The 12915-nt window shown below is 68.8% G+C and carries 9 protein-coding genes; 4 read left to right on the top strand and 5 right to left on the bottom strand.

What is annotated here, in order from left to right; all coding sequences use genetic code 11:
• Positions 1 to 7: 7 nt before the first annotated feature.
• A complete protein-coding gene (locus tag SBI67_RS13630; protein WP_318981053.1) occupies positions 8 to 1999 on the bottom strand; it encodes an MFS transporter in 1992 nt (663 codons plus the stop codon).
• Between the two features lie 416 nt (positions 2000 to 2415).
• On the opposite strand from SBI67_RS13630, the gene SBI67_RS13625 reads away from it, so the two are divergent.
• Complete coding sequence (locus SBI67_RS13625; protein ID WP_318981052.1) at positions 2416 to 3252, top strand: cutinase family protein; 837 nt, start codon at positions 2416 to 2418, stop codon at positions 3250 to 3252.
• Here SBI67_RS13625 and helR read toward each other — a convergent pair.
• Positions 3208 to 5418, bottom strand: a complete 2211-nt coding sequence (gene helR / locus SBI67_RS13620; protein ID WP_318981051.1) for an RNA polymerase recycling motor ATPase HelR — start codon at positions 5416 to 5418, stop codon at positions 3208 to 3210. The two genes, SBI67_RS13625 and helR, sit on opposite strands and share 45 nt — an antisense overlap.
• A 45-nt stretch (positions 5419 to 5463) precedes the next feature.
• Positions 5464 to 6036 carry a PadR family transcriptional regulator gene (locus tag SBI67_RS13615; RefSeq protein ID WP_318981050.1) on the bottom strand — a complete coding sequence of 191 codons (573 nt, stop codon included), beginning with the start codon at positions 6034 to 6036 and terminating at the stop codon, positions 5464 to 5466.
• A gap of 57 nt (positions 6037 to 6093) precedes the next feature.
• Between SBI67_RS13615 and SBI67_RS13610 the strand changes: the two genes are divergently transcribed.
• Together SBI67_RS13610 and SBI67_RS13605 are read left to right on the top strand one after the other, a co-directional pair.
• Positions 6094 to 6492, top strand: coding sequence for a nuclear transport factor 2 family protein (locus SBI67_RS13610; RefSeq protein ID WP_318981049.1), 399 nt, complete (start codon positions 6094 to 6096; stop codon positions 6490 to 6492).
• Positions 6489 to 7526 (top strand): LLM class F420-dependent oxidoreductase, encoded by a 1038-nt coding sequence (locus SBI67_RS13605; protein ID WP_318981048.1) that lies wholly within the window; start codon positions 6489 to 6491, stop codon positions 7524 to 7526. The genes SBI67_RS13610 and SBI67_RS13605 overlap by 4 nt, the downstream gene beginning before the upstream one ends.
• On the opposite strand, the gene SBI67_RS13600 is transcribed toward SBI67_RS13605, so the two are convergent.
• Complete coding sequence (locus SBI67_RS13600; RefSeq protein ID WP_413232467.1) at positions 7523 to 8251, bottom strand: cutinase family protein; 729 nt, start codon at positions 8249 to 8251, stop codon at positions 7523 to 7525. The genes SBI67_RS13605 and SBI67_RS13600 overlap by 4 nt on opposite strands.
• Positions 8252 to 8370: 119 nt before the next feature.
• The gene (locus SBI67_RS13595; protein ID WP_318981046.1) at positions 8371 to 10866 is read right to left on the bottom strand and encodes a DEAD/DEAH box helicase; all 2496 of its coding nucleotides are present in this window, start codon (positions 10864 to 10866) and stop codon (positions 8371 to 8373) included.
• Positions 10867 to 10929: 63 nt separating this feature from the next.
• Here SBI67_RS13595 and SBI67_RS13590 point away from each other — a divergent pair, with 63 nt between their 5' ends.
• On the top strand, positions 10930 to 12816 hold the full coding sequence (locus SBI67_RS13590; RefSeq protein WP_318981045.1) for a serine/threonine-protein kinase: 1887 nt from the start codon (positions 10930 to 10932) through the stop codon (positions 12814 to 12816).
• Positions 12817 to 12915 lie beyond the last annotated feature (99 nt).

Below are 12915 nucleotides of genomic sequence, written 5' to 3'. Positions count from 1 at the left end.
TTACCTCTCAGTTGTTCGCGGACGCCAACGCGGCGGGCTGCGTCACCTGCGGCACGATGAGCACCGGGGTGTCGGTGTGTGCCACCACCGCCGCGGCGACACTGCCCTGCAGGTGGCCCAGCAGTCCTTGGCGACGGTGCGGCCCGAGCACGATGAGGCTGGCCCCCGTTTCGGTGGCCGTCGCGACGATGCCCTGCCAGGTGGGCGACGCCTCCACGGCCCTGCTGCACGCCACAAATCCTGCCTCGGCGGCCAGCTGCGCGCCATAGGCCGCGGTGTGTTCGGCAGATCGGCGCACGTCGGCGGCGTTGTCGGCATCCAGAGTGCGGCCGTCGGCCGGGGTGAATCCCACCTCCACCGGCTGCCAGACACAGATGACCAGCGCCCGCCGGCCCGGCGGTACCTGGGCGGCGGCCGCCGCGATCGCGGTGGCGGCGCGCTGCGATCCGTCGTAGGCGATGAGGATCGGGCCCGGTGCTCCGGGCTCGGCTGGCGGGTGTGCCCCGTTGGCCGCGGGAACGGGCGCCCGCGCCGGTTCCGGTGCGGGCAACCCCGGGCGGAGCCGGGCCAGCAGCGGCGGGGAGTACCAGGCGGGGGATTCGCCGTCGAGGAAGAGGTCGAGGTCGGGTTGTTGCGGTCGGGCGCCGCTGAGTGCGTAGACCGCCACCCCGAACACGGCGCCGGCGATGGCGAGCCCGAAACCGATCCACAACGCGATACCGGTACCGGACACCAGATCCCCGGCGGTGGTGGCGGCGAAATGCGCGAAGATCGGCGCCACCATGAACGCCGCCACCGCGCGCAGCAGCTCGATGATGGCGAAGACCCGCTGCAAGCTGTTGGACTGCAACGAGAAACCGGCGACGAACAGCGCGGGCGCCACCGTGGCACCGAGGGCCAGACCGGTCAGCGCCGCCCCGAGCAGGGCCAGCGGCTGGTTGGCGGGCAGGGCCAGGCGGAACACCAGAATCCCCGCCGCGAGCAGGGCCATGCCGATCAGCGGCAGGTAATGCATGGCGCGCCGGGAGATCACCGCGCCGAACACCACCGCCATCACCACCGCACCGCCCAGTTCGGGCAGATACAGCAGGCCGACCTGGACCGGGTTGTAGCTCAACAGGAAGACATTGGCGGTCAGCGCCGTGGCCGCCACCGATGCCGCGGCGGCGAACAGGGCGACTCCGACTCCGGCCACCGGGATCGAGCTCGTCAGCATCGTGCGAATGGTCAGCAGCGGGCGGCGCGCCCGGAACTGGTAGACGATCAGCACGACGATGAGCGCCAGGCCACCGAGCATGGGGCCGGTCGCCGCGAGATCGCCGAATCCATGGCTGGTGAGCTGCGCGGCCCCGACGAAGGCGGCGGTGCACCCCGCGGCCGCCAAGACGATCGCCCACCCGTCGCGAGGCGCCTCCCGGTCGGCGGGCGGAGCGTCATCGAAGGTGAGTGCGGCCAGGATGAGCGCCGTCGCCGCGATGGCCGCGACGATCCAGAACAGCGGCCGCCACTGCTGGGATTCGGCCTGCAGGCCGCCGACGAACGGTCCGAGTGCGACGGCCCCGAACACGCACATGTTCATGATGACGGCCGTGTTGCGCAGCTTCTCCCTGGGGAAGCCGATGGTCAACGGCGGTGCGGCAGCGATGAGCAGCATGCTGGTGGACAGTCCTTGCAGCACGTGACCGCCGATGAACATGCCGGCGTTCTGGGCCGCTGCGGCCAGCACCGATCCGACGACCAGCAGCACGGCGTAGCCCAGCAGCATTCGGCGCTGCGGCAGGTGCTGGGCGAACTGGACGGCCAGTACGGTGCCGACGGCGTACGCAGCATTACCGAGTCCGGCGGACAGGCTCATCTGCTGAGCCGTCATGTGCAACTGCTCGGAGATGATCGGCACCAGCGGGTCCAGCGCCGCCGACAACGCAAGGTAAGGGATCAGCGCGAAGGTGACCATGGCGGCCACGGCCGGGTACCGCCCGGCCAGCGGTCCCTGGCGCATCAGAGCGGCCCCAACTTGTGTGTTTGCTGACAGGTCGGCGCGATAGACGGCCGGCGGGTCATCCGAATGAGGTCGGCCACGTGTTGCTGCAACTCCTTCGAAAGGGCGTTTGTTCCCACATCGGTGACCGGCTTGCCGCGTCGTCGAAGCGAGCGGGTAATGACGCACGACAAGAGCCGTATTCATCGGGAAGGCGGTCGCGGCGACGTCTTCGTCGGCCGCGCAGACGCTCCAATGCTATCCGGACGTGCGCCCGCCGGCCCCTTCAGGTCGACTCAGGCGGCCGCGCGGGCGCCGAGCAAACGGGGTTGTTCGTTCACAAACACTAATTAGCTGCTCTTATCGCCCCTGGGGCCCTTGGTGGCCAGTCGCCGTGCCGGACGTCACGTAACGGCGAGACCGCTGGTGACGATCAAATGATCGTGATTCGTCGGGTGGTGACAGCGATTGCGGGCGTGCTCCTCGCATCGGGTATCAGCGGTGTGTCGGCCGGTGCGGCTTCGGCCGAGCCGGGATGCGCGGACTATCACTGGATCGGGGCGGCAGGCTCCGGCCAGCGAGACGGTGCGGGACTGACCGCCAACGGCGGGATGGGAGACGTGGTCTACCAGTCGTATCTGCAGATGCGGGCCGCCCTGGCAGACAGCGGGCGCACCATCACCGCCGAGGCCGTGAAGTACCCGGCCGCTCCCGTTCCGGCCGATGGCGGCATTCGCGGCTGGATGAACTTCATGGACAGCGTGCACGACGGCACCGACGCTGCCGCTCATCAACTCCAGGCGTTCAGCGCACAATGCCCGACCACCAAGGTGATCCTTGCCGGATATTCGCAGGGCGCCATGGTGATTCACCGCAACCTGCACGACTTGGCCGATGACCCGCAGGTCGTGGCCGCACTGCTGGTCGCCGACGGCGACCGGCTGCCGACCGACACCACCATCAACATGGGGTCGGCGGCGCTGGCTCCGGGTGTCGGTCAGGGTGTGGCACAAGAGCATTCGTTCCTGGCCGGAACCGACACCTCGATGCTGCCCGCGGCTATGGGTGCGCGAACCGTCAGCGTCTGCGATATCGGAGACCCGGTGTGTGACTCCGTTCCCGACCAGGACTCGATGTCCCCGGCAGGTATCGCCGTCCACACCGGTTATGCGCCGGCCAGCAGCGGTCCGCACGCGTGGGGTGCGCCGCTGTACAACCTGGTGTTGGCCTCAGGCGCCGACACCGGTTACCAGACCGCGCAGAGCCTGCGGTAGCTCCCCGGTGTACAGCACGCCGAGGCGCTGGGTGGCCCGGGTCAGCGCCACGTAGAGATCGGCCGTGCCACGCGGTCCGTCGGAGAGAATCGTCGCAGGCTCGACGACCAGCACCGCGTCGAACTCCAGCCCCTTGGTCTCCGCCGCGGTCACCGTGCCCGGCATCCCCGGCGGTCCGATCACCACACTGGTGCCCGGCAACCGATCCTCCTCGGCCACGAACTGTGCTATCGCCGCGGCCAATTCGTCTTCACCGACCCGCCGCGCCCACGGCGGGAACCCCGACGCCCGCACCGACTCCGGCGGCGTCACGTCGGGCGCGAACTGTGCCAGCAGCGCGGCGGCCACGGTCATGATCTCCGACGGCGTGCGGTAGTTGACCGACAGTGAGCGGTACACCCAGCGGTCGCGGACGTACGGCGTCAGCATCTCGTCCCAGGAGCGGGCCCCTGCCGCCGAACGGCGCTGCGCGAGGTCCCCGACGATGGTGAAGGAGCGCGCGGGGCAGCGGCGCATCAGCACCCGCCAGTCCATCTGTGACAGTTCCTGCGCCTCGTCCACCACGACGTGGCGGTAGGTCCAATCCCGATCGGCGGCAGCGCGTTCCACCAGATCGCGGGTGTCGCGCTCGGCGAAGCGGTCGGCCAGGTCTTCGGCGCCGAGGACATCCTGGGCCAGCAGGCGGTCCTCGTCGTCCATCAACTCCTCGCGGGCGACCATCAGGTCGAGCACGCCCTTGGCGTAGGCCTCCTGCTTCTTGCGCTCCCGCTCGGCGGCGCGGTCGGCGGCCTTGTCCCGGCCCAGCAGATCCACCAGCTCGTCGAGCAGGGGCACGTCCGATACCGTCCACGCGGCGCCGTCGGCGCGCCACAACGATGCGTCCGCGCCCGCCGCATGCAACCGCTCATGTGACGAATAGAGTTGGGAGAGAACCAATTCCGGGGTGAGTCGGGGCCACAGCGCTTCGACGGCGGCATGGAACGCGGCACTCTCGGACAGCTCCTCGAGCAGATCGGAGCGCATCTGCTCCCAGGCGTTCTTGTCCGACCGGGACAGCCAGCCGCGGCCGATGCGCGCGATCGCCCGCTCGGTGAGCACGTACGTGACGATATCGACGAACACCGCCCGGGCCTGGTTGTGCGGCTGCCCGCTGCCGCGGGCCTCCTCGCGGGCCCACTGCGCGGTCTCGGCGTCGATGCGCACCGTGACATCGGCGAGCTCGATGGTGATCGGATCGTCGGGCAACCGCTGATGGTCGGCCACCGCCGCTGCCAGCACGTCGAGCATGTCCAGCGAGCCCTTGATCCGGACGACGTCGGGCGCGTCCTCGGCCGTCACCCGCAGCCCCGGTACCAGCTCACCGGTGGTGGTGAAGACGACGTCGGTCTCGCCAAGGGACGGCAGCACGCGGCCGATGTGGTTGAGGAAGGCCGGACTGGGCCCCACCACCAGGGCGCCGTGCCGTTCGATCTGCTGGCGCCGGGTGTAGAGCAGGTAGGCCACCCGGTGCAGCGCCACCACCGTCTTACCGGTGCCGGGGCCGCCCTCGATCACCAGCACACCGGGATGATCCAGCCGGATGATCTCGTCCTGCTCGGCCTGGATCGTCGCGACGATATCGCTCATGCCCTCCCCGCGCGGGGCGTTGACGGCGGCCAATAGTGCGGCATCCCCGCCTGCGGTCGCGTCGGGCCTGCCGAGGCTCTCGTCGGTGAAGCCGACCAGACTGCGGCCCAGGGTGCGGAACTGGCGCCGCCGGCGCATGCCCTCCGGGTTGGCGGCGGTGGCTGTGTAGAAGGCGCGCGACGCCGGGGCCCGCCAGTCCAGCAGCAGGGCCTCGTATCCGTTCTGCGGGTCGAACAGGCCCAGACGCCCGATGTAGCGCGCCTCGCCGTCCTGCGCATCCAGTCGGCCGAAGCACAGGCCGCTGTCGGCGACGTCCAACCGATTCATCTCCCTGGCCAGGGCGCGCACCTCGACATCGCGCTGCAGCAGGGTGGCCCCGTCCTGGGCGTCGATATCCCCACGCAGTGCGGCGTCATAGCGACGTTTGGCGGCCGTGCGCTCGTCGTCCAACCGGGTGTACAGGCGGTCCACATAGTCCCGTTCGGACCGCAGTTCGTCCTCGTAGCCGCCGTCTGCCGCGGTCACGCTTCCGGTAGTCATAGTTCACCCCAACGCATCCGACCCCTCGGGAGTTCCGCTTTCCGGTCAGCACTCCGACGGCCGGGGCCCCAACCGCCGGTCGAGCACCGACAGCACGCGCTGGGCCCAGCGGATGTTCTCCTCTTCGAAGGCGATACCGCGGAGCAGCGTGAGGTAGGGGCCCACCCGCTCGCCGGTGGCCAGGTAATCATCCTCGTCGCAACCGCCGAGCAACCGCACCCGCATCCGCTCATAGCGTTCGAGTTTGGTCTGCGACCATCGCAACTGTTCGGCCACCAGGCCGCGGACGGCGTCGGCATCCCCACCGTCGACGGCATTGACCTTGATCAGCAGCTCATCGCGAAAGGTCGACCGTCGGGGTGGTGCAGCGCTGAAGGCCGCAATGGCGGCACGGCCGGCCGCGGTCAAGGAGAACAGCCGCTTGTTCGGCCTGCGCTCCTGCTGCACCACCCGCGCTTCGATCAAGCCGTCGGCAGCCAGACGCTCCAGTTCGCGGTAGAGCTGCTGGGGGGTGGCAGTCCAGAAGTTGGCGACCGAGGCGTCGAACGACTTGGCCAGGTCATAACCCGACGATTCACCGTCGAGCAGGGCGGCCAGTACCGCGTCTCGCAACGCCACGGTCATAGGGTACTATCATCGGCACCTATTCAACAAAGTGACTATGCGAGGTGTCGGATGCATCCTTTCCGTCAGGCCGTCGAGGCGCGCGATCCCCAGGCGATGGCCGCCCAACTGGCCGATGACGTGGTGTTCACCAGCCCGGTCGCATTCAAGCCCTATCCGGGCAAGCCGATCACCGCAGCCATCCTGCGCGGGGTGCTTCGCGTGTTCGAGGATTTCCGCTACATCCGCGAGATCAACGACGGCGCCGACCACGCATTGGTCTTCGAGGCCACCGTGTCCGGCAAGCGGATCACCGGCTGCGATTTCATCCACACCGACGATGCCGGCCTGATCGACGACTTCATGGTCATGGTCCGCCCGCTGTCCGGTGCCCAAGCCCTGTCCGAGGCGATGGCCGCCCAGTTCGAGCAGATCCAGCGTGAGGCTGCCGAAGAGGTGCAGAACCGGTGAAGATCGGGCTGGCCATCAACTACGCAGGCGGTTTCAAAGAGGTGGCCGCCGAGGTCGCCGACCTCGAGCGCGCGGGCCTGGACATCGTCTTCGTGCCGGAGGCGTACTCGTTCGACGCGGTGAGCGCGCTCGGCTACCTGGCAGCCGGCACCGAGCGGGTCCAGCTGGCCTCGGGCATCCTGCAGCTCTACACCCGCACACCCACGTTGACCGCGATGACCGCCGCCGGCCTGGACTACGTGTCCGACGGCCGGTTCATCCTGGGGCTCGGGGCTTCCGGGCCGCAGGTCATCGAGGGGTTCCACGGCGTGCCCTACGACGCGCCGATCGCCCGCACCCGCGAGGTGGTGCAGATCTGTCGGCAGGTGTGGCGGCGCGAGCGTGTGCAATTCGAGGGTGAGCACTACACCATTCCGCTGCCGAAGGAGCGCGGCACCGGCCTCGGCAAACCGCTCAAACTCATCAATACGCCGGTCCGCGAACGGATTCCGGTGCTGCTGGCGGCCCTCGGTCCGAAGAACGTGGAGCTGACCGCCGAGATCGCCGAGGGCTGGCAGCCCATCTTCTTCCTGCCGGAGAAGGCCGGGGACGTCTGGGGCAAGTCGCTGCAGGCCGGCAAGGCCAAGCGCGATCCCGCCCTCGGCGAACTCGACGTCTATGCCGGCCCGGCGCTGGCCATCGGGGACGATGTCGAGCCGTTACGCGAATTCATCAAGCCGCACCTGGCGCTGTACATCGGCGGGATGGGCGCCAAGGGCAAGAACTTCTATCACGCGCTGGCCACCAGCTATGGCTACGGGCCGCAGGCCGACCGTATCCAGGAGCTCTACCTCGCCGGCGACAAGGAAGCCGCCGCCAAGGCCGTGCCCGACGAGCTGGTCCGCGACGTATCCCTGATCGGTTCGGCAGGCTTCGTCAAGGAACGGATCGCCGCGTTCCGGGAGGCGGGGGTGACGGCGCTGAACGTCGTGCCGTTGGCCGACACCCCGGCCGCCCGGGTGAAACTGATCGAACGGCTGCGCGACCTGACCTAACGGTGCGCGGCCGCCTGATCCACCGGCTGCCCTGACCGCTGCGCACCCAGCCGGGTGACCACGAAGTCGGCCGCCTGATCGGTCAGGCCGTTGCTCACATAGCTGCCGTGGGCGCCCTGGTCATGACCGCCCGGTGAGCACACCGGATCCTCCGGGATGCACAGGTCGTCGGTCTTGCCCACGTACCGGGAGCCGACGGTGATCGGCGGGGCGCCGGTATAGATCATCTGCAGGAAACCGCTCGAGGGCTTGCCGAACAGCGCCACCGCGGCCACATGGTCGGCGACCTCGGCAGGCATCGGGCCGGTGAGGCCCGGCGGCAGTGCGAAGCCCTGCGGCACCGCGTCGGCGGTGATGTACGCGGCCACCGCCGCGCCCTGCGAATACCCGCCTAACACCACCTTGGTGTTCGGGCAGGCCGCGGCGGTGGCACGGACCTTGTTGCTGGCGTCGATGACGCCGTCGGCGGCGGTGGCGAAGTCCAGTGACGCCGGGTAGTTCACGGCGTACTCCTCAACCGACTTCCCCGGTGCCTTGGCCCGCACCGCATCTACGAAGGCCCGCCCGACACTGCCCACTCCAGCGGGTTCGAAGGTGCCCCTGGCGAACACCACCTGCACATCCGGACACGGATCGGCAGCGGCCGGACTCGCGGCGGCCAACGACCCCGCGCCCACGAAAACCGCCGATGCCACGGCACCCATCCAACAATCAATTCGATTCATCACTATTGCCCCACCAGTTCGTCTCGACCCGCGGAGGCCCCGCTGCCCCGCGACAAGCTCGGTGGGAATACCCAGGGTCTGCACAACTGAATCAAAGACGACTGTGACGCCACACACGCTCAGTCGAGGCGGCCGGCCCCGGTCATCCGCACCACCGGAGATCCTTCCTCATCGGAGGCGGCCAGGTCCACCGCTATGTCGAAACCCCAGTCGTGGTCGCCGGCCGGATCGTCGAGGATCTGCCGGACCCGCCACACGTCGGGTTGCCGGTCGAAGATCAGCAGCGCAGGTCCCCGGGCGTCCGCGCCGGTGCCCACCTCGTCGTGCTCGGCGAAGTACGCCGAGCCCAGCTCCTCCCACCGCTGCGCGGACCAGCCGTCGTCGAGTGCACCCAGTTCGGCCCACCGGCGCCGCGCGAACAACTCCACCCGGCGGAACAGCGCGTTGCGCACCATCGCGGTGAACGCGCGGTCGTTGGCCGTCAGCGCCCGCACCGGCACCGTCACCGGGGCCGTCTCCGGCAGCTCACCGCTGGTGAGTTGCTCCCATTCGTCGAGCAGGCTCGAATCGACTTGGCGCACAAGCTCGCCCAACCATTCGACGATATCGGCCAGTTCGTCGGTGCGGGCGGCGGCGGGCACCCCGGAGCGCAGCGCCTTGAACGTGTCGGACAGGTAGCGCAGCACCGCGCCCTCCGACCGCGTCAGCCCGTACTCGCTGACGAACTCGCGAAACGTCTGCGCCCGCTCCCACATCTCGCGCACCACCGATTTCGGGGAGAGTTTCCCGTCGGCGGCCCACGGGTTGCTGTGCAGGTACACCTCGAAGGTGTGCTCCAGCAGTTCCTGCAGGGGTTTGGGGTAGGTCACCTCGTCGAGCAGTTCGATGCGCTCGTCGTATTCGATGCCGTCGGCCTTCATCTGGGCGACGGCTTCTCCCCGGGCCTTGTTCAACTGCGCGGCAAGGATCTGACGGGGATCTTCCAAGGTCGCCTCGATCACCGAGACCACGTCCAGCGCATACGTTTCCGAGTCGGTGTCCAAGACATCCACCGCAGCAAGGGCGAAGGTCGACAGCGGCTGGTTGAGCGCAAAATCGGGCGGGAGGTCGACGGTCAACCGGTACTGTCGGCCATCGGGTTCCGGTTCGGGCAGCCGCTCCAGGATGCCGGCCTGCAGCAGGGATCGGGCGATGCCGACCGCTTCCAGGATGAGCTTGAGCTGGCGTTTGCGTGGCTCGTGATTGTCGGTGAGCAGCCGGCGCATCGCCTCGAACGGATTGCCCGGTCGGTCGACGACGTCCAGGATCATCGCCGTCGTCACCCGCATGTGACTGGTCAGGGCCTCCGGGGCGGCTTCCACGAGCCGGGTCATGGTCTGCTCGCTCCAAGGCACCATGCCCTCGGGGACCTTGCGGCGCACCAGCTTCCGGCGTTTCTTCGGATCGTCGGCGACCTTGGCGAACTGTTTGAGGTTCTCCACCTCGTGTTCGGGTGCCTGCACGACGACGGTGCCCGCGGTGTCGAAACCGGCGCGGCCGGCGCGGCCGGCGATCTGATGGAACTCGCGCGCGGTGAGCAACCTGGTGCGCGTGCCGTCGTACTTGGACAGTGCGGTGAACACCACCGTGCGGATCGGCACGTTGATACCGACACCGAGGGTGTCGGTGCCGCAGATGACCTTCAGCAGGCCGGCCTGGGCAAGCTGCTCGACCAGCCGGCGGTACTTGGGCAGCATGCCCGCGTGGTGCACCCCGATGCCGTGGCGCACCAGCCGCGAGAGGGCGGTGCCGAACGCCGAGGAGAAGCGGAAGGCGCCGATGTGCGCGGCGATGGCCGCCTTCTCCTCCTTGGTGCACACGTTGACGCTCATCAGTGCCTGGGCGCGTTCCAGTGCCGCGGCCTGGGTGAAATGCACGACGTAGATCGGCACCTGCCGGGTGTCGAGCAGATCGCCGATGGTCTCGTGCATCGGTGTGGTGGCATACGAATAGAACAGCGGGACAGGGCGCTGCGCCCCGGCCACCAGCGCGGTCGGTCGGCCGGTGCGCCGGGTGAGGTCCGCGCGCAGGAAGGTGACGTCGCCGAGTGTCGCCGACATCAGCAGGAACTGGGCGCGGGGCAGCTCCAGCAGCGGTACCTGCCAGGCCCAGCCGCGGTCGGGGTCGCCGTAGAAGTGGAATTCGTCCATCACCACCAGGCCGATGTCCGCGGCGGCACCTTCGCGCAGGGCGACATTGGCCAGGATCTCCGCGGTGCAGGCGATGATCGGCGCGTCGGCGTTCACCGAGGCATCGCCGGTCAGCATCCCGACGTTGGCGGCGCCGAACACCTCGGTCAGTGCGAAGAACTTCTCGCTGACCAGTGCCTTGATCGGTGCGGTGTAGAAGCTCCTGCCGTGCCCAGTCGCCAACGCCGCGTAGATCGCCCCCGTCGCCACCAGCGACTTACCCGACCCCGTCGGTGTCGCCAGCACCACGTTGGCGCCGCTGACCAGTTCGATCAGCGCCTCTTCCTGGGCGGGGTACAGCACGGTGCCACGTCCCTCGGCCCAGGCCGCGAACGAGGTGAACAGATCGTCGGGGTCGGTACCCGACGCGGGCAACAGGGCGGTCATGTCCCGTCCAGCCTGCCTGACGGACCGGCCGCGCTCATACGACGGGTCACATACCATTTGCCCGTGCCGCTGACCGAAGGGCAGGTTTTCGCCGGATACACCATCCGGCGGTTGCTCGGCGCCGGCGGAATGGGCAGCGTCTATCTCGCCGACCACCCCCGACTGCCACGCCAGGACGCACTGAAGGTGCTGGCGGCCGGCCTCACCACCGACCCGGAGTACGGGCCACGGTTTCGCCGCGAGGCGGATCTGGTGTCCACCCTGTCGCATCCGAACATCCTGGGCGTGTATGACCGCGGCGAGGTGGACGGTCAGCTGTGGATCTCGATGGTCTACGTGGCGGGCACCGACGCCGCGCGGCTGCTGCGTGATCACTATCCCAACGGCATGCCCGCGCAGGTGGCGCTGCCGATCATCGCCGCGGTCGCATCCGCGCTCGACTACGCGCATCAGCGAGGTCTGCTGCACCGGGATATCAAGCCGGCCAATATCCTGCTGGAATCGGAGACTTCACGGATCTACTTGGCCGACTTCGGGATTGCCCGGCCGATGGACGACTCGACGAAGCTGACGGCGACCAATATGGCGGTCGGCACCGTGGCCTATGCCGCGCCCGAGCAGTTGCGTGGCGAGCCGATGGACGGGCGCACCGACCAATACGCCTTGGCGTGCACGGCTTTTCATCTGTTGACCGGCAGCACGCCGTACGCCGACACCAACCCGGCAGTGGTGATCACCAAACACGTCACCGCACCGGCGCCGTCGCTGGGGGAGCGGCGCCCCGAGTTGCGCGGGCTGGACCCGGTGCTGGCCCGGGCGATGGCGAAGTCGCGGGAGGCCCGCTATCCCACCTGCCTGGAGTTCGCGCACGCCCTGCAGTACCAGTTGGCGGCCCCGAGTGCCCGGTTCGGATCGGCCGGGGACTCCGGCGGCCATCCCACGGTGGCCGCCGCGCCCCCTCCGCCGGCACCGTCCGCCGAACCGAGGTCGCGATCCAAGTCGCTGCTGGCGGTTGTGGCGGCGTTGGCCGTGTTGGTCGTCGCCGCCGGCGTGCTCGCCGGGGTGCGACTACTGTCCGAGGACGACAAGCCCACGGCGGCGCCGGCCGCGCCGCACATCAGTGCTGCGTCGGCGACCGGGGAGGGTTTCACCGGGCTCTACCGTGCCGACTACGGTCCCGGCACCGACCTGGAGGGCAACCCCATTCCCGGTGCGCCGGAGATGACAGGCACCTGGGACGTGCGCTCGGCATGCGGCACGAACGGCTGCATCGCCAACGCCAGGTACGTCGGTAACAGCGGCATCGTGCTGGTGTCCGACCTGACCTTCGATCAGATCGCCGGTGACTGGGTCGCGGTGGCCACCGGGTCGGTGCAGTGCAACGACATGACCACCGAAGCCTGGGTGGTGTTCACGCTGACGCCACAGCCCGACGGTTCCCTCACCGGCGCGACCACCAGGGCGGCGGCCAACGGCTGCAGTAGCAACAAGCGGACCGTGACGTTCACCCACACCGGTGCCGACGACCGCAGCCGGGTCCCCGACCCGTCCACGTTGCCGGCCCGCACCACCTCGCCGGCCACCGCCCTGCATGGGCGCTATCACGAGTCGATCGTCTATACCAACGGCGGTTTCGCGCCCGGTGCGCCCGATCTGCAGGTGCAGACGCATTGCCTGCGTACCGGCGACCGGTGCATCAGCCTGTTCCACGCCATCGACGGGGTGGTCACCTTGGTGTTCGCCGACGACAAGTGGACGCGCAACGAGGCGGGGGTGGTCCCGTGCGCACAGGGCGGCACCACCAAGGTCACCATCACCGCCGAGTATCCGCTACCCACCGATCTGGCGGACCCGATCCCGGTGCTCGCCGGGCGCGGACAGAACGTCTCGACCGGTAGCCAATGCCAGGGTGGCGAATTCACCGACAAGTTCGTCCGAACCGGCGACTAGCACGCTAGGGTCGGAACGCAATGACGACATCAGATGCGTTGCGGCGCAGCATGAAATCCATTCTGGCGCTTGCTGGCGCGGTGGCGGTTGCCGCATGTG

Source organism: Mycolicibacterium chengduense (assembly GCF_033741155.1).
In the GTDB taxonomy this organism is placed as follows: domain Bacteria; phylum Actinomycetota; class Actinomycetes; order Mycobacteriales; family Mycobacteriaceae; genus Mycobacterium.
The sequence above is the reverse complement of the archived record's forward strand: the minus strand, read 5'-3'. Positions and strand labels throughout refer to the sequence as shown.